This window comes from Nocardiopsis aegyptia (assembly GCF_013410755.1).
In the GTDB taxonomy this organism is placed as follows: domain Bacteria; phylum Actinomycetota; class Actinomycetes; order Streptosporangiales; family Streptosporangiaceae; genus Nocardiopsis; species Nocardiopsis aegyptia.
This window is the reverse complement of sequence record NZ_JACCFS010000001.1, coordinates 2,695,329-2,720,542: the sequence shown is the minus strand read 5'-3', so window position 1 is coordinate 2,720,542 and position 25,214 is coordinate 2,695,329. Positions and strand designations below refer to the sequence as shown.

Here is a 25,214-nt window from a genome sequence, read left to right as displayed (position 1 = left end):
GTGACGTACACACTCGCCGCGCCGGTGAACGAGGCGATGGCCTCGGCCAGTGACACGCTCATCATCGCGATGATCGTCGCCTACGCGGCCGCGCTGTTCCTCTTCGCGATCGAGGCCGCCTACGGGCGGCGCACCAGCCTGAAGGCGGGCCGGCTGATGCCGGTGGCCGTCGGCGCCCGCGAGGACGGAGAGCCGGAGGGCGACGACGCGGGCATCGAGGTGAACGTCCGCAGCACCGAGGGCGAGGCGAAGGCGCCCCGGAGCGCGATGGGCCGGATCGCGCTGGGCGTGACGGTCCTGGGCTTCGCGCTGAGCGTGGCGCAGATCGTCTCACGCGGTCTGGCGGCCGGGCGCTGGCCGTGGGGCAACATGTTCGAGTTCATCGTGGCGCTGTGCCTGATCGCCGTCGGCGGCCTGCTGTTCGCCTCGTTCCGGTACCAGGCGCGCTTCCTCGGCGCCTTCGTGCTCGTCCCCGTGCTGCTCCTGCTGGGCATCGGCGTCCGGTGGCTGTACGTCGACCCGGGCCCGCTCATCCCGGCCCTGCACTCCTACTGGGTGCCGATCCACGTCACCGCGCTGATCATCGCGGGCGGGGCGTTCATGGTCTCCGGGGTCACCGGGATCACCTACCTCGTCTCGCACCGCGCCGAGGCCAGGAGGGCGCTGGGGGAGAAGGTCGCCGGGATCGCCGGCCGCCTGCCCAGCCCGGAGCTGCTCGACCGCATCTCGCACCGGTTCATCCTGTTCGCGTTCCCGCTGTGGACCTTCGGCATCATCGCCGGCGCGATCTGGGCGGACGAGGCCTGGGGCCGGTTCTGGGGCTGGGACCCCAAGGAGGTGTGGTCGTTCATCTCCTGGGTGGTCTACGCCGCCTACCTGCACGCCCGCGCGACCGGTGGCTGGAGGGGACCCAAGGCCACGTGGATCAACGTGCTGGGCTTCGCGACCGTCATGTTCAACTTCTTCGCGGTGAACTACGTGTTCAGCGGCCTGCACAGCTACGCCTGACGGGGCCGGAGCCCGGTCGGATCAGGCCGGGCCCGGCCAGGGGGCTCACCGCCGGGCGGTGGAGTCCCGCACGACCAGGCGGGTGTCCAGGGACACCGTGCCGGGCGGCTCCCCCGTGGTCACGGCCTGGAGCAGGAGGTCGATGGCGCCGCGCCCGGCCGCCGCGACGGGCATGTCCACGGTGGTCAGGGCCGGCCGGAAGTACCGGGCGGCGTGCGTGTTGTCGACCCCGACCACGCTGAGGTCGGCGGGCACCGTCAGTCCGAGCCGCTCGACCCGCTGGACGAGCCCGACCGCGACCATGTCGTTGTAGGCCAGCACCGCGCTCACACCGCTGGCGACCACCTCGTCGGCGGACGCGGCACCGCCCTCCTCGGTGGGCGGGTTGGGGCCGATCCGGTGCAGCCGCAGCCCGTGCTCGCCCGCGCACGCCTCGGCGGCCCGCACCATCTCCTGGCTGGTCCAGGAGGCGCGCGGGCCGGTGAGGACGGCGACCTCCCGGTGGCCCAGCCCGGCCAGGTGCTCCAGGGCCTGGCGGGCGCCCGCGGCGACGTCCATGAGGACACCGGGCAGGCCGCTGACCCGCCGGTTGACGAGAACGAAGGGGACGTCGCGGCCGAGTTCGGCTATCACCCTGTTGCTCAGCCGGGGAGCGACGAGCAGGGCGCCGTCGACCTGCTTGGCCATGGACCGGACGAGTTCCTCCTCCACGCGCGCCTGCTCGTCGGTGTCGGCGACGAAGACGTGGTAGTCGCGGGCCCGGGCCTGGGACTGCGCCGCCTTGATCAGCGGCGGGAAGAACGGGTTGGCGATGTCGGCGACGATGAGGCCGAGGTTGCCGGTGCGCCGGGTGGACAGGGCCCGCGCGGCGCGGTTGGGACGGTAGCCGAGCTCGTCGGCCGCGGCCAGGACGCGAGAGCGCGTCTGTGCGTTGACCAGGTGCGCCGCGGAGAAGGTCCGCGAGACGGTGGAGACATGGACGCCGCTGGCGCGGGCGACGTCCCTGATGGTCACGGCCACCCGCGACCTCCGTTTCCTGGTGCGCGTCGAGTGTGGTGCTGAGTGGACGATGACAGCAAGCGGTTGCGGAAAGTCAGTCGTCGTGACGTCCTGTCGGGATGGTCCGTCCACATGGATGCTAGTGCAGTTTTCCGTAGTTTTCCATGACGATCATATGACGAAGGGGTTGACTGGGCAGCGCTTTTCGAGGCATCTTCGTGCAAACGTTTGCAGTTCGGATCCGATTCGGTCCGGACTGATCCCCCGAGCGGACGGACGATCATGCGAAGACTGGCCCTACCCCTGACCCTGACGATGGCGGTGGCCCTCACCGCGACCGCGGCCACCACCGCGCACGCCGCGCCCGCCGACCGCGACCACCACCCCCGTGACATCACCCGCCAGGTGCTCGCCGACGGTGACGGCTGGGGCTCGGCCGGCGGCGGGACCACCGGCGGCTCCGCGGCGGCGGACGAGGACGTCGTCCGCGTCGACACGATGGAGGAGTTCCGCGCGGCGGTCGGACCGCGCGACGACGACCGGCCCCGGATCGTGGTCGTCGACGGACTGATCGACGGCAACACCGCCGCCGACGGCACACCGCTCCGCTGTGAGGACTACGCCGTCGACGGCTACAGCCTGGAGGAGTACCTCGCCGCCTACGACCCGGAGGTGTGGGGCTGGGAGGACCCCGAGGGCCCGCTGGAGGAGGCGCGCGACGCCTCGTACCGGACCCAGGCCGCGCAGATCCGGGTGAAGGTCGGGTCCAACACCACCGTCGTCGGCACGGGCGAGGACGCGGGCCTGACCGGGGTGGCACTCCAGGTGCACGACGTCGAGAACGTCATCCTGCGCAACCTGAGCTTCTCCGACGCCTACGACTGCTTCCCGGGCTGGGACCCCAAGGACGGCAACACCGGCAACTGGAACTCCGAGTACGACAACATCGAGCTGTCCGGCGCGACCAACGTGTGGGTGGACCACAGCACGTTCGACGACGGCGACAACCCCGGCAGCGAGCTCCCGGAGTACTTCGGCGGCAAGTACGAGGTGCACGACGGCCTGCTGGACATCGCCCGCGAGTCCGACCTCGTCACCGTGTCCTACAACCACTTCGTGGAGCGGGACAAGGCCATGATCGTGGGCAACAGCGACAGCCGGACCACCGACCGCGGCCACCTGCGGGTCACCTACCACCACAACCACTTCGACGGACTCGGGCAGCGGGCGCCGCGCGTGCGCTTCGGGCAGGTCCACGTCTACAACAACCACTACACACTGGCCGGCGACCACTACCAGTACTCGCTGGGCGCGGGCAAGGAGTCGCAGCTGTACGCGGAGAACAACGTCTTCGACCTGCGTGACGGCATCGGCGCCGGCGAGATCGTCTACAACTGGGGCGGCACGGACCTCGTGGCGCACGGCAACGCGGTGATGTACGACGGGCGCGGCCGGATGAGCGCGGTCGACCTGGTCGCCGAGCACAACGCGCTGCACCCGGACCGGGCGCTGGGTACGGAGCGGACCTGGACACCGGAGTACGTCCAGCGGGTTCAGCCGGTGTGGGCCATCCGGTCCCTGCCGCGCAGGGTCGGCGCCGGACTGCTGTAGGACGCCGGTACGCCCCGGGGTCCACCACCCGGACGGAGAACGACGGTGGGGCCGTGCCCTCGCGGACACGGCCCCACCGTCGTGTTGTTCGTCGTGGTCAGTCGTCGGGGTCGATCCGCCGGCCGAGACCGCGCAGGAACTCGGGATCGTCGTCCGGGCCGAGCGGGTGCGGGCTGTCCGAGGGCTTGGCGAAGTCCGACGGGTCCAGGTCGTCCGCGGCACTCGCGGCCTGAGCCGGGGAGGGCGCGTTTCCCTGGGCGGCGACGTTCTGACGGGGCCGCCCGAGGAAGAGCCACAGAATCGAACCGACCGGCATGAAGAGCGCGATCACGACGAGCCACAGGATCTTCGGGAGGTTCCGTGCCTCCTGGGCAGGGGTGGTCAACGCGTCGAAGAACGCGTACACCCACAGAACGATCGTCACGAGCGTGATCAGGCCACCGAGCCACACCATGGTTCCAGCCTACTCTGATCTGTCCACTGCGCACGGCCGGGCGGGACGCCCCGGAGCGGCCGCGCACGGCAGGGTGCCCTCAGGGGGTGCTTTCGCTCGGTTCACCGAGCAGGAGGGCCCGGACCTCGGACTCCCGGAAGCGACGGTGGCCCCCCGGGGTTCTGATGCTGCTGATCCGCCCGGAGGCGGCCCAGCGTGTCACGGTCTTGGGATCAACCCGGAAGAGTGAGGCCACTTCCCCGGGGGTCAACAGGCGTTCGGTTGCTCGTTCCACCTTCACGTTCCCCCAATCATGCCCGCCTTGGAGTTTGGGGGCGGCGGGCGTTTGATCCCCTAGTGTGCACGAGTTGGTCCGTTTCCTCCCTAGTTTTCGGAGAAATTGCCGCGTTGGGGGGAGGAGTACCGGATATGTGACCGGAACGTGATGTTCGGGCCCTCCTGTCGGGATTGGAAACATCCCATGACTTGGTGAATCGCGGCTTACCGGACCTGGTGGGTGGGTGCCCGGGCACGGCCTTAACCTGGAGGGAGCCCCTCCGAAGCGGCGTCCGCGAGGGATTCGCGACCGCCTGGAACACGCCGGGGCCGGTGGCCTCGCACGTGGATGCGGCGTGGTGACCAATCTAGTCCAGGTAAACGTCAGTTGTGAGGCTTTTCGATGCGTAGTTGGCTGACCTACACGGCCGCCCGAGTCGGCCTGTTCGTGGGGGCTCTGGGAGTGGTCTACCTGTTCGGGGCGCGGTCGTGGATCGCTCTGGTCCTCGCCTGGCTCGTGAGCGGGCTCGCCTCCTACGTCCTGCTGTCCAAGCTCCGGGACCAGATGTCGGCCTCGGCCGTCAAGCGGATCGAGGAGCGCAGGGGCCCGGGCGTGGCCGAGCGGCTGGAGGGCGGCGCCTCGCGCGAGGACCACCTCCAGGAGGACGGCCCGGACGCCGGCGCCGACGAGGACGGGCGGCCGGAAGCGGCCGTCAAGCAGGGGGAGCCGGAGTCCCGGGAGCCCTGACCGGCGAGGGCGCCGGCGGCGCCGCCATCGCCGCGGCGGCCGGGCCGAGCACCGGCAGGGTCGTCGCCAGCACGTAGACGGCCGCGCAGACGAACAGGACGGGCGAGGTGCCCGCCAGGCCCACGGCGAGCCCGACCAGGGGAGCCCCGACGGGCGCCCCGAGCCGCGCGAGCGCGCCGACCACCGCCATCCCGCGCCCGGTCATGTCCGCGGGCAGCCGTTCGAAGAGGACCGCCGACAGGATCGGGTTGATGAGGCCTCCTGCCACCCCGGAGGCGCACCACACCGCCAGTACCGCCCACAGCGGCACGTCCAGGGCCAGGACGAGGATGCGGGGCGGCCCCGAGACGAGGAACGCGGCGAAGAAGGTGAACCGGCGGGGCAGCCGGTGGCCGATCCACGCCGCCGCCACGGCCCCGAGCACCGACGCCCCGCCGAGAGCGCCCGCGACCAGCCCGACGGTCTGCGCGCCCCCTCTGCCGTCGGCGGCCCACACGGGCAGCACGACCGTCATCACGGCGACGTCCACGAGGTTGGTGACCATGATCATCAGCACGAGCGCGCGCAGGCAGGCGTCGCCCCAGACGGCCCGCCACCCCTCGTACAGCAGGCCGAGGTAGCCCTTCCCCGAAACGCGGGCACCGTCCTCCGAGGCGGTGCGGCCGAGGGAGCGGGGGACGAGCAGCGCCAGGACCGCCGACGCCAGGACCATGAGCACGGCGTTGGCGTACAGCGCGGTCAGGGGGCCGGCGGCCACGACCGCGCCGGCGGCGACCGGCCCCACGGTCTGGGCCGTGCGGTCCACCGTGCCGGTGAGCCCCGCGACGCGTTCCACCCGCGTGCCGGTGGCCGCCGCGACGAAGGGCGTGAGGGAGACCTTCGCAGTCTCGGAGGGCCCGCTCGCGAGCCCGATGACCGTGACGAGCACCAGGAGCAGGGGCAGGGACAGCAGTCCGACGGAGTGCAGCAGGGGAACGCACAGCGCCGCCACGGCGGCGACCACGTCCAGGCGGACGCTGACCACGCGGTGCCCGAGCCGGTCCAGCAGGGGGCCGCTCAGGAGGCGGGCGAGGGTGTAGGCGCCCAGCTCGAAGAACGTGACCAGCCCCATGTCGGTCGGACTGCCGGTCGTGGTGAGGACGAACCACGGAACGGCGACCAGCGCCAACCGGGTGCCCGTAGAGGCGCAGGCCTGGGCCAGGACGAGGCCGGCCAGCGGACGGCGGGTCTGGGCGGGGCGGTACCGCCCGGGCCGGTTCACGCCGGGTCCCGGGGCGGTTCGTCGTCGGGACCGGGGCTGGGGAAGGCCGCGAAGTGCGTGGTGACCACCCGCCCGCCGGGGACGGCCTCCTCCACATCGCGCGCGTAGCGGTCGAGGACCGCGCGGATCTCCTCGCGCAGCGCGGCGAGTTCGTCCACCGTGAGCCGGGTCCGGCGCTCGGACATCACCTGGGCCTCGCGCCAGCCCTCCGGCTGCGCGCTCCACACCTGGACGGCGCCGTTCAGGTCCTCGGCCCAGCGCGCGGCCAGGGCCATGCGGACGGCCGTGCTGAGTTCGGGTGCCTCGGTGTCCAGCGACTCCGGGAGCCGGAAGCCCCGGTGCGGGGCCCGCCACCAGCGCTCCCTGGTCGAGCCCAGTTCCGGCGCCTCCTCGATGAAGCCGTAGGCCAGCAGTTGGCGCAGGTGGTAGCTGGCCGAGGCGGAGGTGATGCCGAGCCGCTCGGCGACCGCCTTGCCGGTGGCGGGGCCGTGCTTCTCCAGCAGGCTCAGGATGCGCAGCCGCAGCGGGTGGGCCAGGCCGCGCAGGGAACGGGCGTCGGGCACGGCGGCGTTCGCGAAGGGGTCGTTCGGACGGTCAGGGGACGGGACAGCGTCGTTCATGCCCGCCACCGTAAACGCCCAAGACTTCTTGGCCAAGGGTTCTTGGCCAAGAAGTCTTGGGTATCTCGATCGTGCAGTTTCCCGGGATCTCACGCAGGGTGTGTTGCAGGATGTGGAGGGCGGCTTGGCGCACCTGTTCGGCGAGAGGTGGATGGAGAAATGATGCCTGACTACACGGTGACCGTCACCCGTGATGAGGACCTGTGGGCAGTCAGCATCGCGGGTCTGCCGAAAGGGACCGTGGGTGCGGTCGACTATGTGGACTTCGACGAGGTCCGGCAGGAGGTCCCCGAGTTCATCGCGGACCTGACGAGGTCTGATCCTGGTGACTTCACGATCACCTGGCGCTACGAGTTCGGTGGCAAGGACGTGACCGAGGACGTCCTCCAGGTCATCGATGCCGAGGCGCGCTTCGTGGAGGCCATGGCAGAACACGAGCGCAGCCGCGCCAGGGCGCTGGAGGCCATGCGTGAGGCAGGGCTCTCCCAGCGTTCGATGGGGGAGGTCGTGCACCTGTCCCATCAGCGGGTCCAGCAGCTGCTGAGCGGGTCCGGCGGGTCGGGGCGCCGTGGCCGCAAGCCTGGGCGCGGCAATGCCGCGCGGGAGAGCGAGCCGGTCGTCTGACGTGCGTGTGCCCCCGCCGGTGCGGGCGGGGGCAGACACGCGGTGCGGGTCAGGTGGTGGGGAACATGCCCAGGCGGCCGTGGTAGGTGTCCGCCAGGCGCTCGGTGTCACTGCCGACGTAGAGGCCGTCGTCGGTCGCGTGCAGGGCCTCCACGCCGTGTCCGCGCGAGCGGCCCGGGTTCCACGGCAGCGCCCGGCCGGTGCGCGGGTCGACGGCGGCGATGCCCTCGCGCTCCACCGATCCGGGGCCGGCGTTGTGGGCGCCGTCCTCGTTGTCCATCCAGCGCTGGTGCCCGCCGACGTAGACCGCGGAGCCGGTCACCTCGACCGAGTACAGCGAGTCGCCGCCCGTGAGGTTGCTCCAGGTGGGCCGGGCACCGGGGCGGTCGGTGTTCTCGAACCGGGTGACGGACTTGCACAGTCCCGGCTTGACCGTGGGGCCGCCCGCCGTCACCACCGCGAAGTAGGAGCCGTCGGGGGAGAAGTCCATCCGGCGCATGTAGGTCTGCATCCGGGAGTAGTCGCACTCGGGCTCGAACGCGGACGTCGACCACGGGGTGACCGAGCCGTCGCCGGCGTCCAGCATGGCGATCTGGTACCGGTCGTGGCCGTCCACCCGGGTGAACGTCCCGTTGATCACGAGCCGGTCCCCGGCCGGGCTCAGCGCCAGGTCCTGCACGCGCAGCTGGCCGCGCCGCTGCTCCTCGATGCGCGTGTCGAAGCCGGTGTCGACCTCGCCGTCGTCGATGTCGAGCTTGGCCACGCCGTGCCGCGCGCTGCCGTTGATCCCGGAGAAGGAGCCGCCGACGTAGAGGTCGCGGCCGTCGCTCGCCAGCCGGTAGGCGGTGCCGTCGTCGAGGACCGCGTCGAACTCCCGGTCCGTCCGGCCGTCCGCCAGCGAGAGCCGGGCCAGCCCGCGCGAGGCGGAGCCGTTCACCGCGCTGAAGTGCCCGCCGATGACCACGGTGCCGTCGGGGCCCTCGGCCAGCGAGTTCACCTGGCCGCTCACGGAGGGGACGAAGCCCCGCAGGATCTCGCCGGTGCCGTGCTTGAAGGCGAAGAGGTTGCGCCGGGTGTGCGTGCGGGCGCGGTCGGCGTCGGCGACCCGGTTGAAGTCCCCGGCCACCACGACCGTGTCCCCGATGCGGAGGATGTCCTTGACCGCTCCGTCCAGGACGTGCGGCGTCCATGACACCGCGCGCTCGCTCACCGTCGCGGAGGAGGCGGCCGCGGTCGGCGCGGCGGCCGTGACACCGGCGGGCAGGAGCAGCAGCGCGCCCATCGTCAACGCGGCGACTGTACGGGTGGGTTTCACGAGGGACTCTCCAGGCTCAGGCGGGGTCGGTCGAATCGGTGACCCACATTGTGTCAAAGAGTCGTGGCCAAAACACAGACAGTGACGATCTCGGTGTTGGGTCTGCCCCCGCGCACACGAACGGGGCGCCGCATCCTCGTCGATGCCGGCGCCCCGAGGTCGGTGGCGGGTGCCCGTCAGGGGATGTACAGGCTGTGGCCGAGTTCGCCGTAGTGGGTCTCGCCCGGCCGTACGAGGGCGAGCCGTTCACCGTCGCAGCGCCATCCGGTGTGGACGACCGCGTTCTCGTCGGTGCGGTTGTCGATCTTGTAGGGGAAGAACCCCGAGATCTGGTAGCACCCGGCGGGATCCCGGTAGGCGGTGTAGTTGATGGTGAGGACGCCGTCGGCCGCGTGGGCGGTCGTGGCCGTGGTCGCCGCGAGCAGCAGGGCGGCGGTGAGGGTGCCGAAGGCGGTCAGGACGCGTCGCTTCATTCGCTCTCCATGTGGGGGGTGGTGGTGCGATGCGATCGGGCCTTGCGCACTACTGATGTACCACGGCCCCGCGGGCGCGGGAAGGGCTTTCCCGGCGGATTGGCCGACCCCGGCCACCGGTGGCGGGGATCGCGGAACAGAGCGGTGCTTCTACTGTTGCCTCATGGGGAACTATTTCCAGACCGTCGTGGATCTCGACGCCACGCATGCGGACGCCCGGACCCTGGCAGACAGCGGACTCGACTGGCTGGTGAGGGAGGGGATAGTTCGAGCCGAGCTCACCGACTGTGTTCTCGGGGCGCCGTCGGGGCATCCGCCCGGTCCCTCCTGGGCCAAGGCCGTCGGCCGGCAGGACTGGGAACCCAGCGACGGGCTCAGGGTCGAGACCGGCCGCACCGTGTTCGACTGCGGCCAGGGCGAGCCCATGTTCGCGGTGTGCCCCCATTGTGCGGGTCGGGCGGAGTTCTACACCGACCGGCTGGAGGAGATCGAGGGTGCGTGGGAACTCTTCGGTGAGGCCATCAGCGACTGGAGCGACACAGGCAGCGCCGCAGTCGCCTGCCCGCATTGTCGCCGCCCTGGTGACCTGACTGCGTGGGCCTGGTCGGATGACTACTTCGCCTTCGGGTATCTCGGTTTCCAATTCTGGGACTGGCCCGACTTCAGCGCCGGCTTCCTCGAAGGTCTCTCACGCGCGCTCGGGGGGCATCGCACGGTCCTCATGGAAGGCAAGCTCTGAGGTATCCGGAGTTCGTACGCCGCCCCCGTCCGAGGGAGTGCGGGATGCGTTCGTGGACCCCGGCGCTGTCCCGGATCCTCCTGGGAAGGGGATGTCGACACCCGACCGTTCCAGCCGAACCCCGGGTCGGCGCGCGGGGCGGCCCCCTTAAGGTGGTGACCATGACCCGCGCCAAGCTCGACAAGAAGCCTCAGGACGTCGCGGCGATGTTCGATGGCATCGCCGACAACTACGACCTCGTCAACGACGTCATCTCGCTCGGCCAGGACCGCGTCTGGCGCAGGGCCGTCGTCAACGCGGTCGACGCCCACAGCGGCGAGCTGGTCCTGGACCTGGCGGCGGGGACCGGTACCTCCTCGGAGTCCTTCGTCACCAAGGGCGCGCGGGTGATCGCGTGCGACTTCTCGCTCGGCATGCTCCGGACCGGCGCCCAGCGGCGCGGCGGGGCCTCACGGGGCGGGGTGACGTTCGTGGCGGGCGACGCCCTGCACCTGCCCTTCGCCGACGAGACCTTCGACGCCGTCACGATCTCCTTCGGCCTGCGCAACGTCAACGACATCGACCAGGCGCTGCGCGAGCTGCTGCGGGTCACCAAGGTCGGTGGGCGCCTGGTGATCGCCGAGTTCAGCCACATCCCCGTGGCCTTCGTGGACAAGCTCTACTCGACCTACCTCATGGCCGCCCTGCCGAAGATCGCGGGCGCGTTCTCCGGGCGCAGTGAGGCCTACGACTACCTCTCGGAGTCGATCATGGCCTGGCCCGACCAGCCCGCGCTGGCGCGCCACCTCCAGGACGCCGGCTGGTCCCGCGTCGCCTGGCGCAACCTGACGCTGGGCACGGTCGCGCTGCACCGGGGCTTCCGGCAGAAGTAAATCCCGACAAAAGCCCCACATGACTTAATACTTGAAAAACACCCCAAAACCCCAAAGGACGGTCAGTCCTTTGGGGTTTTGTGTTGCGCGTGTGGTGCGTGTGGCAAGAGGTCGTCCATGAGCTGCGCGTTTGTCAGGGAATAGGCGCGTGGCGACGGCCTTGGTGTCCTCTGCGTGCTATCGGACGATTGTGCGGGACGCGTGGGGAATGGCACCCCGGGGGTCGCCACGCGGCTCCGGAGGGTCTAGACTGCGAAAAGTGGGCTTGTGAAGTGCTTCACAAGGCCACGAGGCGCATCACACACCACCCCTGTGGGATGTGTCCGCAGCACACAACCGCCCCGAAGCACACCCCCGTGAGCGGGTCGACCCCGCACAGGCCCGCCACGGTGCACCGCGCGAGTAGTCGAGGACCACCCCGTGAGCGAGACAGCCACCTCCTCTCCCAGAGGCCGGGAAGGGATCGAGTACGACGCCGACGTCATCGTCGTCGGCGCCGGCCCTTCCGGATCCACGACCGCCTACTACCTGGCTCAGGCCGGGTTGGACGTCCTCCTGCTGGAGAAGACCTCCTTCCCGCGCGAGAAGGTCTGCGGCGACGGACTCACCCCGCGGGCGGTGAAGCAGCTGACGGCCATGGGGATCACCTTCGAGGACGAGGGGTGGATCAAGAACCACGGCCTGCGCATCGTCGGCGCCGGAGCCCGCCTGGAGCTCCCCTGGCCCGACCTCGGCTCCTACCCCGGGTTCGGCCTCGTCCGCACCCGCTACGACTTCGACGAGATCCTCGTCGGCAGGGCCGTCTCCGCCGGCGCCAAGCTGCTGGAGCGCACCACCGTCACCGGCCCGCTGATGGACGAGCGCAGCAACCGCATCGTCGGGGTGCACGCCAGGAACGCCGACCGCGAGCCCGTGGCCTTCCGGGCACCGCTGGTCGTGGCCGCCGACGGCAACTCCTCGCGGCTGTCCGTCGCCATGGGCATCCGCAAGCGCGACGACCGCCCCATGGGCGTGGCCGTGCGCACCTACTTCGAGAGCCCCCGCCACAAGGACGACTACCTGGAGTCCTGGCTGGAGCTGTGGGACCGCAGCGGCGACAAGGACGTCCTCCTGCCCGGCTACGGCTGGGTCTTCGGCGTCGGCGACGGCACCAGCAACGTCGGTCTCGGCATCCTCAACTCCACCCGCTCCTTCCAGGACGTGGACTACCGCAAGCTCCTGCGCCGCTGGACCGACAGCATGCCGCAGGAGTGGGGCTTCACCGAGGACAACCAGAAGGGCGGCATCCGCGGCGCGGCGCTGCCCATGGGCTTCAACCGGGTCCCGCACTACTCCCGCGGCCTGCTGCTGGTCGGCGACGCGGGCGGCATGGTCAACCCCTTCAACGGCGAGGGCATCGCCTACGCCATGGAGGCCGGCAGCATCGCCGCCGACGTGATCGTGCAGGCGCACGGGCGTCCCACCCAGCAGACCCGCGAGCGCGCCCTGCTGCGCTACCCCGAGGTGCTCTCCGACACCTACGGCGGCTACTACACGCTGGGCCGCTACTTCGTGAAGGTCATCGGCCAGCCCGAGTTCATGAAGTACGCGACCAAGTACGGCCTCCGCCAGCGCACGCTGATGAAGTTCGCGCTGAAGATGCTCGCCAACCTCACCGAGCCCACCCAGGGTGACGCCATGGACCGAGTGATCAACGGACTGACCAGGATCGCGCCCGCGGCCTAGGGGCCCCGGGCCGGGTAGGCCCCTCGCGTCCCACCGCACGACCGGAAGGAATCCCCCACGCGGGGAAGCCCGTGAAAACGTTCACAAGCACGTCCGCACGTGCCGACCAGCCAGAAGGAGGGTGACCGTTGGAGCTCTACACCCCGATATTCGTTCTCGGCGGGATCGGTGCCGCGTTCGTCGTGGTGTCGATGGTGGCCGGGGCGGTCTTGGGCCCCAAGCGCTACAACCGCGCCAAGATGCAGGCGTACGAGTGCGGCATCGAGCCCACGCCCCAGCCCGCGGGCGGCGGCCGCTTCACCGTCAAGTACTACATGACGGCGATGATGTTCATCGTCTTCGACATCGAGATCATCTTCCTCATTCCGTGGGCGGTGCATTTCGAGGCCCTCGGCTGGTTCGGCCTGATCGCGATCATCCTCTTCCTGGTGAACGTCTCCATCGCCTACGCCTACGAATGGCGCCGCGGAGGCCTCGAATGGGACTGACCCGAACGCCGGCAGAGCACGTTCCCCTTCCCAGCCACCCGTACCGCAACCGGCCCGAGGAGGTCAGCAGCTGATGGGACTCGAGGAGAAACTCCCCAGCGGCATCGCGCTCACGACCGTCGAGCAGGTCGTGGGCCTGGCCCGCAAGAGCTCCATGTGGCCCGCGACGTTCGGTCTCGCCTGTTGCGCCATCGAGATGATGTCGGTCGGCGGCCCGCACTACGACCTCGCGCGGTTCGGCATGGAGAAGTTCGGCGCCACCCCGCGCCAGGCCGACCTGATGGTCGTCGCCGGGCGCGTGAGCCAGAAGATGGCGCCCGTCCTGCGGCAGATCTACGACCAGATGCCCGAGCCCAAGTGGGTCATCGCCATGGGCGTGTGCGCCTCCAGCGGCGGCATGTTCAACAACTACGCCATCGTCCAGGGCGTCGACCACATCGTCCCCGTCGACATGTACCTGCCGGGCTGTCCGCCCCGGCCGGAGATGCTGCTCGACGCGGTGCTCAAGCTCCACGACAAGGTGCAGAACACCAAGCTCGGCGCCCACCGGGAGCTGGAGATCGACGAGACCGAGGAGCGGATGCTCCGCCGTTCGCTGCCGCTGGTGAGCAAGGACTGACATGAGCAACGAGAACGAGCGCGACGAGGCCGCCGAGAACCTGCCCGACCGGCTCGGCCGCGAGCGGCTGGCCGCACCCGTGAAGCGGACCGGCCTCTTCGGCGCCACCACCACCGGCGACACCTCCGGGTTCGGCGGGCTCCAGGTGCGGGGGAGCGCTCCCGCCGCGAGCAGCCGCCCCTTCACCGACCCCGATGACCCGCGCACGGCCGACTTCGACCGGGTGGCCGACGACCTGGAGGCCGCCCTGGGGGAGACCGCCGGTGCCGTGGAGCGGGTCGAGGTCGCCCACGGCGAGCTCACCTTCCACGTACGCCGCGAGGCGCTGGTGGAGTTGGTGCGCGTGCTGCGCGACGACCCCGCCCTGCGCTACGAGCTGTGCACCGGCGTGGCGGGCGTGCACTTCCCCGACGACGCCGGCCGCGAGCTGCACGCGGTGTACCACTTCCGGTCCATCACGCACAACAGCGAGATCCGCGTCGCCACCACCTGCCCCGACGACGACCCGCACGTCCCGTCGATCGTGTCGGTCTACCCGACCAACGACTGGCACGAGCGCGAGGCCTGGGACTTCTTCGGGATCGTCTTCGACGGCCACCCGGCGCTGACCCGCATCCAGATGCCGGACGACTGGCACGGCCACCCGCAGCGCAAGGACTACCCGCTCGGCGGCATCCCCGTCGAGTACCGGGGCGCCACCGTGCCCCCGCCGGACGAACGGAGGGCCTACAAGTGAGCCCTGCGCAACGGCCCACCACCGACCAGTCCGCTCCGAAGGGGGACACGGCATGAGCGTCACCGAGGACTACATCGACGCCTCCGGCGGCGACTGGGACGAGGTCGTGGAGAAGGCCCAGGCCACGAGCGCCGAGCGCCTCGTGGTCAACATGGGCCCCCAGCACCCCTCCACGCACGGCGTCCTGCGGCTGATCCTCACCCTGGACGGTGAGACCTGCACCGAGGCGCGCGTCGGTATCGGCTACCTGCACACCGGTATCGAGAAGAACATGGAGTACCGGACGTGGACGCAGGGCACCACGTTCGTCACCCGCATGGACTACCTCACGCCGCTCTTCAACGAGACGGCGTACTGCCTGGCGGTCGAGAAGCTCCTGGACATCACCGACCGGATCCCCGAGCGGGCCAGCGTCATCCGTGTGCTGGTCATGGAGCTCAACCGGATGGCCTCGCACTTCGTGGCCATGGCGACGTTCGGCATGGAGCTGGGCGCCACCACGGTCATGACCAACGGGTTCCGTGAGCGCGAGATGATCCTGGACATCCTGGAGCTCATCACGGGCCTGCGGATGAACCACGCCTACGTCCGGCCCGGCGGCGTCGCCCAGGACCTGCCGCCCGGCGCGGTCGGCAAGATCCGCGAGCTGCTCACGGAGATGCCCAAGCGCGTCAAGACCATGCGCAAGCTCCTGGACGAGAACCCCGTCTACCTCGCCCGCACCCGGGACGTGGCCTACCTCAACCTGCCCGGATGCATGGCGCTCGGCGTCACCGGGCCGCTCGCGCGCGCCTCCGGACTGGGCTTCGACCTGCGCAAGGCCAAGCCCTACTGCGGTTACGAGAACTACGAGTTCGACGTGCCCGTCTCCGACGGCGGCGACGTCTACGCCCGCTACCGGGTCCGCATCGCCGAGATGCACGAGAGCCTCAAGATCATCGAGCAGTGCCTGGACCGGCTCAAGCCCGGCCCGGTGATGATCGAGGACGCCAAGATCGGCTGGCCCGCCAAGCTGGCGCTCGGCCCCGACGGGTTGGGCAACTCCCCGGACCACATCGCGCACATCATGAGCGGTTCGATGGAAGCCCTCATCCACCACTTCAAGCTGGTCACCGAGGGCTTCCGGGTCCCCGCGGGCCAGGCCTACGCGGCCGTCGAGAGCGCCAAGGGCGAGCTCGGCTGCTACGCCGTCAGCGACGGCGGGACCCGCCCCTACCGCGTGCACTTCCGCGACCCCTCGTTCACGCACCTGCAGGCGGTCGCCGCCATGTGCGAGGGCGGGACGGTGGCGGACGTCGTCGCGGCCGTGGCCAGTATCGACCCCGTGATGGGAGGCGTGGACCGGTGAGCGCATTCGACGACGAGGTCCTCGCGCGTCTGGAACAGGACGCCAAGGAGATCATCAGCCGCTACCCGAAGGCGCGGTCGGCGCTCCTGCCGCTGCTGCACCTGGTGCAGGCCGAGGAGGGGCACGTCAGCGAGGACGGCATGCGGTTCTGCGCCGACCAGCTCGACATCACGCTCGCCGAGGTCAAGGCGGTGGTCACCTTCTACACGATGTACCGCCGCCGCCCCGGCGGCGACTACCAGGTGGGCGTGTGCACCAACACCCTGTGCGCCGTCATGGGCGGTGACGAGATCTTCGCCGCCCTCAAGGAGCACCTGGACCTCGGCAACGCCGAGACCACCGAGGACGGCAAGGTCACGCTGGAGCACGTCGAGTGCAACGCGGCCTGCGACTTCGCGCCGGTCGTGATGGTCAACTGGGAGTTCTTCGACAACCAGACGCCCGCGACCGCCAAGCAGCTGGTCGACGACCTGCGCCTGGGCAACGACGTCGCCCCCACCCGCGGCCCGTCGAGCCTGTGCACCTGGAAGCAGGCCTCGCGCGTGCTCGCCGGGTTCGACGACGGCCGCGCCGGCGAGGGCGTCCAGGCGGCCGGCCCCTCGCTCGCCGGGCTGAAACTCGCCCAGGAGCGCGGCTGGCGGTCCCCGGACCCCGACAACCTCCCGGCACGCCCCGACGAGCAGGGTGAGGAGGGCGCCAAGTGACCACCCTGACCCCGATCCTGTCCCGCGACTGGGACCGCACCGACTCCTTCACCCTCGACGGGTACAAGGCCACCGGCGGCTACTCCGCCCTGACCAAGGCCCTGTCGATGGACCCCGACGCCATCGTGGACCTGGTCAAGCAGTCCGGCCTGCGCGGCCGCGGCGGCGCCGGGTTCCCCACGGGGATGAAGTGGGGGTTCCTGCCCAAGGACAACCCCAACCCGCGCTACCTCGTCGTCAACGCCGACGAGTCCGAGCCGGGCACCTGCAAGGACATCCCGCTCATGCTCGCCAACCCGCACGTGTTGGTGGAGGGCGTGGCGATCGCCTCGTACGCGATCAAGTCCAGCCAGGCCTTCATCTACGTGCGCGGCGAGGTCGTCCACGTCATCCGCCGCCTGCGCCGGGCCGTGGCCGAGGCCTATGAGGCCGGACTCCTCGGCAAGGACATCCAGGGCAGCGGCTTCGACCTCGACGTCGTCGTGCACGCCGGAGCGGGCGCCTACATCTGCGGTGAGGAGACCGCCCTCCTGGACTCCCTGGAGGGCTACCGCGGCCAGCCCCGGCTCAAGCCGCCCTTCCCCGCCGTCGCCGGGCTCTACGCCTCGCCCACCGTGGTGAACAACGTCGAGTCCATCGCCAGCGTCCCGGGCATCGTCGCCAACGGCGCCGAGTGGTTCACGTCCATGGGCACCGAGAAGTCCGCCGGATTCGGCTTCTTCTCCCTGTCCGGGCACGTCACCAACCCCGGCCAGTACGAGGCACCGCTCGGGATCACCCTGCGCGAACTGCTCGACATGGCGGGCGGCATCCGCGGCGGCCACCGGCTCAAGTTCTGGACCCCCGGCGGCTCGTCCACGCCCATCTTCACCGACGAGCACCTGGACACACCGCTCGACTTCGAGTCGGTGGGCGCCGCCGGGTCCATGCTCGGCACCCGCGCACTCCAGATCTTCGACGAGACGACCTGTGTCGTCCGCGCGGTCGGCCGCTGGATCGCCTTCTACGCCCACGAGTCCTGCGGCAAGTGCACGCCCTGCCGCGAGGGCAACTTCTGGATGGTCCAGGTCCTGGACCGCCTGGAGCGCGGCGAGGGCACCGAAGCCGACCTCGACAAGCTCCTGGACATCTGCGACAACCTGCTCGGCCGCTCCTTCTGCGCCCTCGGCGACGGCGCGACCAGCCCGGTCATGTCCTCCATCAAGCACTTCCGCCAGGAGTACATCGACCACGTGGACAAGGGCGGCTGCCCCTTCGACCACTCCAAGGCCACCCTCTGGGGAGGGAACAAGTGACCGTCACCTCCAACTCCTCCGGCGGCGCCGCGGCCGCGCCGCCCCCCGAGGACCTCATCACCGTCACGATCGACGGATTCCAGATCCGGGTCCCCAAGGGCACGCTGCTGATCCGGGCCGCCGAACTCCTCGGCATCCAGATCCCCCGGTTCTGCGACCACCCGCTCCTGGACCCCGTCGGGGCCTGCCGCCAGTGCCTGGTGGAGATCCCCGACATGGGCAACGGGCGGGGCATGCCCAAGCCGCAGGCCTCCTGCACCATCACCGTGATGGAGGGGATGGTGGTCAACACCCACCTGACCTCCGAGGTGGCGGAGAAGGCCCAGCGCGGGATCATGGAGTTCCTGCTGATCAACCACCCGCTGGACTGCCCGGTCTGCGACAAGGGCGGCGAGTGCCCCCTGCAGAACCAGGCGATGTCCAACGGGCAGGGCGAGACGCGCTTCGTCGACGTCAAGCGCACCTTCCCCAAGCCGATCGCGCTCTCCAGCCAGGTGCTGCTCGACCGCGAGCGCTGCATCCAGTGCGCCCGCTGCACGCGCTTCGCCGCGCAGATCGCCGGCGACCCGCTCATCGAACTGATGGAGCGCGGCGCCCAGGAACAGGTCGGCATCGCCGAGGGGGAGTCCTTCGACTCCTACTTCTCCGGCAACACCGTCCAGATCTGCCCGGTCGGCGCCCTCACCGGGTCCGCCTACCGGTTCCGGTCCCGCCCCTTCGACCTGGTCTCCACCCCCAGCGTGTGCGAGCACTGCGCCTCCGGCTGCGCCCAGCGCACCGACCACCGGCGCGGCAAGGTCACCCGCCGCCTGGCCGGGGACGACCCGCAGGTCAACGAGGAGTGGAACTGCGACAAGGGGCGGTGGGCGTTCACCTACGCCACCCAGTCCGACCGCCTCACCCGCCCCCTGGTCCGCGACGACGAGTCCCACGCCCTGGAGTTCGCCTCCTGGTCCGAGGCGGTGTCGATCGCCGCGCGCGGCCTGGGCGCCGCCCGCGGCCGGGTCGGCGTCCTGACCGGCGGGCGCCTCACCTACGAGGACGCCTACGCCTACGCCAAGTTCGCGCGGGTGGCCCTGGGCACCAACGACATCGACCTGCGCGCCCGCGCCCACTCCGCGGAGGAGGCCGACTTCCTGGCCGCCCACGTCGCCGGAACCCCCGTCGACGTGGACTACACCGCCCTGGAGAAGGCGCCCGCCGTGCTCCTGGCCGGGTTCGAGCCCGAGGACGAGTCGCCCCTGGTCTTCCTGCGCCTGCGCAAGGGCGCCCGCAAGAACGGGGTGCGCGTCCACTCGATCGCCTCGCACGCCAGCCTCGGCCTGACCAAGACCGACGGCTCGCTCGTGCGGACGGTCCCGGGCGACGAGGCCCGCACGCTCAACGCCCTGGACGTCGAACACCCCGACGTGGTCGAGGCCCTCGGCGGCGAGGGCGCGGTCATCCTCGTCGGCGAGCGCCTCGCCGCCGTCCCCGGCGCGCTGAGCGCCGCCGCGGCCCTGTCCCGGCGGACCGGGGCGCGCCTGGCGTGGATCCCGCGCCGCGCGGGCGAGCGCGGGGCGATCGACGCCGGAGCCCTGCCGGGCCTGCTGCCGGGCGGGCGCCCCGTCGCCGACCCGGCCGCGCGCGCCGAGGTCGCCCGCGCCTGGAACGTGGGCTCGCTGCCCGCGACCCCGGGCCGCGACACCGCGGCCATCATCGAGGCCGCGGCCGCCGGCGACCTGGACGCCCTGGTCATCGCCGGGGTGGAGCTGGACGACCTGCCCGACCCCGCGGCCGCCCGAGCCGCCCTGGCCCGGGTGCCGTTCGTGGTCAGCCTCGAACTGCGGGCCAGCGAGATCACCGACCGCGCCGACGTCGTCCTGCCGGTCGCCGCCGTCGCCGAGAAGTCCGGCACGTTCGTCGACTGGGAGGGCCGCCACCGGCCCTTCGGCGACGCGCTCAAGGTCCCGGGTGCCCTGTCCGACCAGCGCGCCCTGTCCGCCGTCGCGGACGCCATGGACGTGCACCTGGGACTGCCCGACGCCGCGGCGGCCTACGCGGAGCTGCGCGACCTGGGGCCGTGGTCGGGCGAGCGGCCCGCCTCGCCCGCGGCCCGGCCGGCTCCCGTCCCCGAGGTCGGACCCGGCCAGGCGGTCCTGTCGACCTGGCGCCAGCTCCTCGGCACCGGCCGGATGGAGGACGGCGAGCCCTTCCTCGCCGGGACCGCCCGCCGGGCCCGCGCGTACCTGTCCAAGGCCACGGCCGACGAGGTCGGCGTCACCGACGGAGGAACGCTGCACGTCACCGGGCCGCTCGGCTCGGTGTCCGTCCCCGCGGTCGTCACCGACGTCGCCGACCGCGTGGTCTGGCTCCCCGACAACGCCGACGGCTGCGACATCCGCCGTGACCTGGGCGGCGGCGCCGGCTCCACGGTCATCGTGGCCGCGTCCGACACCACCGGGAGGCAGCAGTAACGGGATCTCGACTCCGTAGGAGCGGGCTTTCGACCGTTTCGGTCGGAAACCGCCGTTACCAGACCAAGCCATCACCATCGAGGAGGTGACCTTTGGTGGCTACGTTCCGCGTAGGACAGCAGACCGACCAGGCTGTGCTTCCTCAGCAGCATGCTCTCGAATTCGAGTCAGCAGACACCCCTCGGATCGGGGACGAAACGGGGCTCGAACACCGCACGACGGTACCCGGTGCGGGACATGGTCGAGGGGAGACCCCTGGATCCTCACCTGGTTCCAGGGGCGTCACCCCCGAACCCTCAAGGGACGGGGAGCAAGGCCGTGAGGCCTACACACTTGATCCGTTCGTGTTCGTCCTGGATCGATACGGGACACCGTTGCAGCCCTGCTCACCTGCCAGGGCACGCAAGCTCCTGACAAAGGGACGCGCTGTCGTCGCACGCCATACCCCATTCACCATTCGGCTGAAGGATCGTACTGCTGGGGATTCTGAGGTCGACGGTGTGGAGATCGGTATCGACCCCGGTTCCAAGCACACCGGTATCGCCGTGTTCACTACCGAAGCCGGTGAGCGGCGGGGGCGCTACAGCCTTCAGGTCGACCATCGCGGCTCCAGTGTTCGCAAGAGGCTCCGGCAGCGTTCCGCCTACCGGCGACGGCGGCGCTCGGCGAACCTGCGCTATCGGTCACCCAGGTTCAAGAACCGGACTCGCCCCAGGGGTTGGCTGGCCCCGAGCTTGCGACACCGAGTGGATACAACGATGGGTTGGGTGCACCGTTTGGCCCGGTGGGCACCCGTCCGAGCGGTGCACGTGGAGCGGGTCGCGTTCGACACCCACGCCCTCAGCGCCGGAAAGCCTCTGGAGAATGCTGAGTACCAGTTCGGCACCCTCCACGGCTATGAGGTCCGCGAGTATCTGCTCGCCAAGTGGGATCGAACGTGTTGCTACTGCGGCGCGACTGGCGTTCCGTTGAACATCGACCACATCTACCCCCGTTCCAGAGGCGGCTTCGATCGGGTATCCAACCTGACACTCGCCTGCATGCCGTGCAACCAGGCGAAGGGCGACAGGCTGATAGGAGAGTCCGCCAGCAGTCCGAAGACGCTTGCACGCATCACCGCGCAAGCGAAGGCACCACTTCTGGACGCCGCCGCGGTCAGTTCTACTCGGTGGGCGTTGTGGCGCGCCCTTGATGCCCGCCTTCCCACCCATACGGCCTCGGGCGGTCGCACCAAGTGGAACCGTTTTCGCACCGGTCTCTCCAAGTCCCACAGCTTCGATGCTCTCGCAGTCGGCAAACTCGACTCCATTACGGAGGTTGTCGGCCGAGTTCTGCACGTGGCCTGTACTGGACGCGGCAGATACGCACGGACCACGTCCGACAAGCACGGTTTTCCCCGGCTCCGCCTGAGTCGGCGTAAGCAGTTCTACGACTTCGGCACCGGCGACCTCGTACGGGCGGTCGTCCCGTCCGGGAAGCGGCAGGGCACCCACACCGGACGTGTTTTGGTTCGGGCCAAGGGAAGCTTCGACATCACCACCGCGACCGGCCGTCAGGCCGGGATCAACCACCGACACGTCCGCCTCCTCCAGCGCGCGGACGGCTACGGCTACGCACTTCGGGAGGAAAGCCCCGTGCATAACCCAAGCTTGACGGCGGACCAGCCTGTTCTGGCCGATCTGTCACGTTCCGAATTTCTCCCTGCCGTGAACAACGGGGCGTCCTTTAAGGGGGCACAGTGACCCCCGCTCTCGCTCCGCACGCGGTCCACCTGGCCTCGGAGCGCACCCTGACCGCCTTCGGGCAGGACCCGTGGTGGATCACGACCATCAAGGCCGTGGCCATCTTCGTCTTCCTGATGGTCTGCGTGCTGATGATGATCATGGCCGACCGCAAGGTCATGGGCCGGATGCAGCAGCGCCACGGGCCCAACCGGATGGGGCCCTTCGGCCTCCTGCAGTCCCTGTTCGACGGCATCAAGCTCTCCCTCAAGGAGGACCTGATCCCGCGCGGGGTCGACCGGTTCGTCTACATCGCCGCACCGATGATCGCGGCCGTGCCCGCGTTCATCGCGTTCTCGGTCATCCCGGTCGGTCCCGAGGTGAACATGTTCGGGGTCGTGACCCCGCTCCAGCTCACCGACCTGCCCATCGCCGCACTGGTCGTCCTGGCCACCGCGGCCCTGGGCGTGTACGGGTTCGTGCTCGGCGGCTGGGCCTCCCAGTCGCCCTACGCCCTGCTCGGCGGCCTGCGCGCCTCCGCGCAGGTGATCAGCTACGAGATCGCGATGGGCCTGTCCTTCGTCGCGGTCTTCCTGATGTCGGGGACGCTCACGACCTCCGGGATCGTGGAGTCCCAGCGCGGGCTCTGGTTCGCCGTGCTGCTCCTGCCGTCCTTCCTCATCTACCTGGTGACGATGGTCGGCGAGACCAACCGGCTCCCCTTCGACCTCGCCGAGGGCGAGGGCGAGATCGTCGGCGGCTTCATGACCGAGTACGGGTCCATGAAGTTCACGATGTTCTTCCTCGCCGAGTACGTGAACATGGTGACGGTCGCCGCCGTCTCCGTCACGCTCTTCCTCGGCGGCTGGCTGGCCCCGCCCGGCGTCACGGCGATCCTGCCCGGCGCCAACGAGGGCTGGTGGCCCGCCCTGTGGTGGCTGCTCAAGTTCCTGTGCGTGATGTTCCTGTTCATCTGGGCGCGCGGCAGCCTGCCCCGGGTGCGCTACGACCAGCTCATGAAGCTCGGTTGGAAGGTGCTCATCCCCATCCAGCTCGTGTGGATCACCGCGGTCGCCGTCGTCCGGATGCTCATCCTGGAGGACGCCTCCCCGGTGGTCGTCGGCCTGGTCGTCGCCGGGTTCTCGGCGGCCACGATCGCCGCCTTCTACTCCTGGGCCCGCCACGCGCGCCGCGAGCGCGAGGAGGACGCCCGCCTGCGTGCGGAGAACGCGCGCCGCGCCCACAAGGATCCCGCCTTCGGCGGCTTCCCGGTGCCCCCGAGCACCGCCCCGCACTACGGCAGCAGCGTGCTCGCCGAACCGCCGAGGACGGCCGCGGCCGTCGGCGGCGACAGCAACAAGAAGGGTGAGGAGGTTACCGGTGCTTGAGTGGCTCAACCCCGTCAAGGGATTCGGCGTCACCTTCCACACCATGTTCAAGAAGGTGCCGACCATCGAGTACCCGGAGGTCAAGCGCCCCACGGCGCCGCGCTTCCACGGCCGGCACCAGCTGAACCGGTGGGCCGACGGTCTGGAGAAGTGCATCGGGTGCGAACTGTGCGCCTGGGCCTGTCCGGCCGACGCCATCTACGTCGAGGCCGGTGACAACAGCGACGACGACCGGTACTCGCCCGGTGAGCGCTACGGCCGCGTCTACCAGATCAACTACCTGCGCTGCATCCTGTGCGGGCTGTGCGTGGAGGCCTGCCCGACCCGCGCGCTCACCATGACCAACGAGTACGAGCTGGCCGACGACAGCAGGCAGAGCCTGATCTGGACGAAGGAGCAGCTGCTCGCCCCCCTCAAGGAGGGCATGGAGGCGCCGCCGCACCCGATGCGGCTCGGCGACGACGAGCAGGACTACTACGCGACCGGACGCGGCCAGCACGGGACGCAGGACCGGCCGGAGAGCGCGGAGGCGGTCCGTTGAACACCGCAGCCACCACCTCCGCCGTGACCGCGGCGGCCGCGCCCATCGGCGGCGGCGAGGCGTCCGTGTTCTGGATCCTCGGAACCGTGGCCGTCCTCGGCGCCCTGGGCGTGGTCTTCTCCCGCAAGGCCGTGCACTCGGCGATGTCGATGGCCCTGACGATGGTCAGCCTGGCCGTGTTCTACGGCATCAACGAGGCGCCGTTCCTCATGGTCGTCCAGATCGTGGTCTACACCGGCGCCGTGCTCATGCTGTTCCTGTTCGTGCTGATGCTCATCGGCGTCAGCTCGGCCGACTCCCTGGTGGAGACGCTCAGCGGGCAGCGCGTCATGACCGCGATCGTGGCGCTGGCCTTCGTCGGCGCCCTGACCACCGGCATCTCCCGCATCGTCGTGGGCGACCCGCAGGGCATCGCCGCCGGGGCCGCGGCCGCCGGCGGCACCGTCCCATGGATCGCGGGCGAGCTCCTGCTGCGCTACGTCGTGGCGTTCGAGGCCACCGGGGCGCTGCTCATCACGGCCGTCCTGGGCGCCATGGTCCTGGCGCACACCGCCCGCACGAAGAAGCGCCGCACCCAGCGGGAGATCTCCGAGGACCGCGTCCGCGGCGACCACCCGACCCCGCTGCCCGGGCCGGGCACCTACGCCCGGCACAACGCGATCGACATGCCCGCGCTGCTGCCGGACGGCTCGGTCTCGTCCCTGTCCCTCAACCCGGTGCTCACCGCGCGCGACCCGGAGTACCAGTCGCGCGTGCCCGGTGACGTGCAGGCCGGGCGGCCGCCGCTGCCCGGCGGGGCCTCCGACTCCACCCGTTCCAAGGAGGGCCGGCCGGTCCTGGCCGAGGACGACCGGGCCGACGAGGCGACCGAGGAGAACGGCAACAGCAACGGGCAGGAGGTGGAGTCCTCGTGGACCCGATGAACTACATCGTCCTCGCGGCGCTGATCTTCACCATCGGCGCGGTCGGCGTGCTCATCCGGCGCAACGCGATCATCGTCTTCATGTGCGTCGAGCTCATGCTCAACGCCTGCAACCTGGCGTTCGTGGCGTTCGCCCGGATGCACGGGGACATCGAGGGGCAGGTCATCGCGTTCTTCGTGATGGTCGTCGCCGCCGCCGAGGTGGTCGTGGGACTCGCGATCATCATGCAGATCTTCCGAACCCGCAGGTCCGCGTCGCTCGATGACGCGAACCTGCTCAAGCACTAGAAGG

Annotated in this window: 26 protein-coding genes; 19 read left to right on the top strand and 7 right to left on the bottom strand. The window is 70.3% G+C overall.

Annotated elements, in window-relative coordinates:
- Nucleotides 1-1,008 carry a c-type cytochrome biogenesis protein CcsB gene (gene ccsB, locus HNR10_RS12125; protein ID WP_179823212.1) on the top strand — a complete coding sequence of 336 codons (1,008 nt, stop codon included), beginning with the start codon at nt 1-3 and terminating at the stop codon, nt 1,006-1,008.
- Between the two features lie 45 nt (nt 1,009-1,053).
- On the opposite strand, the gene HNR10_RS12120 is transcribed toward ccsB, so the two are convergent.
- Nucleotides 1,054-2,028 (bottom strand): LacI family DNA-binding transcriptional regulator, encoded by a 975-nt coding sequence (locus tag HNR10_RS12120; RefSeq protein ID WP_179823211.1) that lies wholly within the window; start codon nt 2,026-2,028, stop codon nt 1,054-1,056.
- A 261-nt stretch (nt 2,029-2,289) separates the two neighbouring features.
- Between HNR10_RS12120 and HNR10_RS12115 the strand changes: the two genes are divergently transcribed.
- A complete protein-coding gene (locus HNR10_RS12115; RefSeq protein ID WP_179823210.1) occupies nt 2,290-3,618 on the top strand; it encodes a pectate lyase family protein in 1,329 nt (442 codons plus the stop codon).
- A 97-nt stretch (nt 3,619-3,715) separates the two neighbouring features.
- Here HNR10_RS12115 and HNR10_RS12110 read toward each other — a convergent pair whose 3' ends face one another.
- On the bottom strand, nt 3,716-4,072 hold the full coding sequence (locus tag HNR10_RS12110; protein ID WP_179823209.1) for a PLD nuclease N-terminal domain-containing protein: 357 nt from the start codon (nt 4,070-4,072) through the stop codon (nt 3,716-3,718).
- A 79-nt stretch (nt 4,073-4,151) separates the two neighbouring features.
- Nucleotides 4,152-4,352 (bottom strand): BldC family transcriptional regulator, encoded by a 201-nt coding sequence (locus HNR10_RS12105; RefSeq protein ID WP_082376318.1) that lies wholly within the window; start codon nt 4,350-4,352, stop codon nt 4,152-4,154.
- 378 nt (nt 4,353-4,730) lie between these two features.
- Between HNR10_RS12105 and HNR10_RS12100 the strand changes: the two genes are divergently transcribed.
- Complete coding sequence (locus HNR10_RS12100; protein WP_179823208.1) at nt 4,731-5,075, top strand: DUF4229 domain-containing protein; 345 nt, start codon at nt 4,731-4,733, stop codon at nt 5,073-5,075.
- Here the strand turns inward: HNR10_RS12100 and HNR10_RS12095 are convergent.
- Nucleotides 5,041-6,336, bottom strand: coding sequence for an MFS transporter (locus HNR10_RS12095; RefSeq protein ID WP_179823207.1), 1,296 nt, complete (start codon nt 6,334-6,336; stop codon nt 5,041-5,043). The genes HNR10_RS12100 and HNR10_RS12095 overlap by 35 nt on opposite strands.
- Nucleotides 6,333-6,956 (bottom strand): helix-turn-helix domain-containing protein, encoded by a 624-nt coding sequence (locus HNR10_RS12090; RefSeq protein WP_179823206.1) that lies wholly within the window; start codon nt 6,954-6,956, stop codon nt 6,333-6,335. Before HNR10_RS12090 ends, HNR10_RS12095 begins: the two co-directional genes overlap by 4 nt.
- Before the next feature lie 162 nt (nt 6,957-7,118).
- Here HNR10_RS12090 and HNR10_RS12085 point away from each other — a divergent pair, with 162 nt between their 5' ends.
- Nucleotides 7,119-7,580, top strand: coding sequence for a hypothetical protein (locus tag HNR10_RS12085; protein WP_246406192.1), 462 nt, complete (start codon nt 7,119-7,121; stop codon nt 7,578-7,580).
- Between the two features lie 49 nt (nt 7,581-7,629).
- Here the strand turns inward: HNR10_RS12085 and HNR10_RS12080 are convergent, their stop codons facing one another.
- Both HNR10_RS12080 and HNR10_RS12075 read right to left on the bottom strand, forming a co-directional pair.
- Nucleotides 7,630-8,895, bottom strand: coding sequence for a delta-60 repeat domain-containing protein (locus tag HNR10_RS12080; RefSeq protein WP_179823205.1), 1,266 nt, complete (start codon nt 8,893-8,895; stop codon nt 7,630-7,632).
- A 176-nt stretch (nt 8,896-9,071) separates the two neighbouring features.
- Nucleotides 9,072-9,368, bottom strand: coding sequence for a hypothetical protein (locus HNR10_RS12075; protein ID WP_179823203.1), 297 nt, complete (start codon nt 9,366-9,368; stop codon nt 9,072-9,074).
- 163 nt (nt 9,369-9,531) lie between these two features.
- Between HNR10_RS12075 and HNR10_RS12070 the strand changes: the two genes are divergently transcribed.
- The 15 genes from HNR10_RS12070 (at nt 9,532) to nuoK (ending at nt 25,210) form a co-directional block, all read left to right on the top strand.
- Complete coding sequence (locus HNR10_RS12070) at nt 9,532-10,107, top strand: hypothetical protein (RefSeq protein ID WP_179823201.1); 576 nt, start codon at nt 9,532-9,534, stop codon at nt 10,105-10,107.
- Nucleotides 10,108-10,268: 161 nt separating this feature from the next.
- Nucleotides 10,269-10,979 (top strand): demethylmenaquinone methyltransferase, encoded by a 711-nt coding sequence (locus HNR10_RS12065; protein ID WP_179823199.1) that lies wholly within the window; start codon nt 10,269-10,271, stop codon nt 10,977-10,979.
- A gap of 420 nt (nt 10,980-11,399) precedes the next feature.
- Nucleotides 11,400-12,704, top strand: coding sequence for a geranylgeranyl reductase family protein (locus HNR10_RS12060; protein ID WP_179823197.1), 1,305 nt, complete (start codon nt 11,400-11,402; stop codon nt 12,702-12,704).
- Between the two features lie 128 nt (nt 12,705-12,832).
- Entirely contained in the window at nt 12,833-13,192 is a 360-nt protein-coding gene (locus tag HNR10_RS12055) for an NADH-quinone oxidoreductase subunit A (RefSeq protein ID WP_121182320.1), read from the top strand.
- Between the two features lie 73 nt (nt 13,193-13,265).
- Entirely contained in the window at nt 13,266-13,811 is a 546-nt protein-coding gene (locus HNR10_RS12050; protein WP_053617013.1) for a NuoB/complex I 20 kDa subunit family protein, read from the top strand.
- A 1-nt stretch (nt 13,812) separates the two neighbouring features.
- Complete coding sequence (locus HNR10_RS12045; RefSeq protein ID WP_179823195.1) at nt 13,813-14,547, top strand: NADH-quinone oxidoreductase subunit C; 735 nt, start codon at nt 13,813-13,815, stop codon at nt 14,545-14,547.
- A gap of 52 nt (nt 14,548-14,599) precedes the next feature.
- Nucleotides 14,600-15,895: an NADH-quinone oxidoreductase subunit D gene (locus HNR10_RS12040; RefSeq protein ID WP_179823193.1), complete on the top strand. Its 1,296-nt coding sequence runs from the start codon at nt 14,600-14,602 to the stop codon at nt 15,893-15,895.
- Nucleotides 15,892-16,599: an NADH-quinone oxidoreductase subunit NuoE gene (gene nuoE / locus HNR10_RS12035; protein WP_312889219.1), complete on the top strand. Its 708-nt coding sequence runs from the start codon at nt 15,892-15,894 to the stop codon at nt 16,597-16,599. The genes HNR10_RS12040 and nuoE overlap by 4 nt, the downstream gene beginning before the upstream one ends.
- Entirely contained in the window at nt 16,596-17,894 is a 1,299-nt protein-coding gene (gene nuoF, locus HNR10_RS12030; protein ID WP_179823190.1) for an NADH-quinone oxidoreductase subunit NuoF, read from the top strand. Before nuoE ends, nuoF begins: the two co-directional genes overlap by 4 nt.
- Nucleotides 17,891-20,350 (top strand): NADH-quinone oxidoreductase subunit G, encoded by a 2,460-nt coding sequence (locus tag HNR10_RS12025; RefSeq protein WP_179823189.1) that lies wholly within the window; start codon nt 17,891-17,893, stop codon nt 20,348-20,350. The genes nuoF and HNR10_RS12025 overlap by 4 nt, the downstream gene beginning before the upstream one ends.
- A 344-nt stretch (nt 20,351-20,694) precedes the next feature.
- Entirely contained in the window at nt 20,695-22,092 is a 1,398-nt protein-coding gene (gene iscB / locus HNR10_RS12020; protein WP_179823188.1) for an RNA-guided endonuclease IscB, read from the top strand.
- Complete coding sequence (gene nuoH, locus HNR10_RS12015) at nt 22,089-23,459, top strand: NADH-quinone oxidoreductase subunit NuoH (protein ID WP_179823187.1); 1,371 nt, start codon at nt 22,089-22,091, stop codon at nt 23,457-23,459. The genes iscB and nuoH overlap by 4 nt, the downstream gene beginning before the upstream one ends.
- Nucleotides 23,452-24,000, top strand: a complete 549-nt coding sequence (gene nuoI / locus HNR10_RS12010; RefSeq protein ID WP_179823186.1) for an NADH-quinone oxidoreductase subunit NuoI — start codon at nt 23,452-23,454, stop codon at nt 23,998-24,000. The genes nuoH and nuoI overlap by 8 nt, the downstream gene beginning before the upstream one ends.
- Nucleotides 23,997-24,923, top strand: coding sequence for an NADH-quinone oxidoreductase subunit J (locus HNR10_RS12005; protein WP_179823185.1), 927 nt, complete (start codon nt 23,997-23,999; stop codon nt 24,921-24,923). Before nuoI ends, HNR10_RS12005 begins: the two co-directional genes overlap by 4 nt.
- On the top strand, nt 24,911-25,210 hold the full coding sequence (nuoK, locus tag HNR10_RS12000; protein WP_053617022.1) for an NADH-quinone oxidoreductase subunit NuoK: 300 nt from the start codon (nt 24,911-24,913) through the stop codon (nt 25,208-25,210). Before HNR10_RS12005 ends, nuoK begins: the two co-directional genes overlap by 13 nt.
- Nucleotides 25,211-25,214 lie beyond the last annotated feature (4 nt).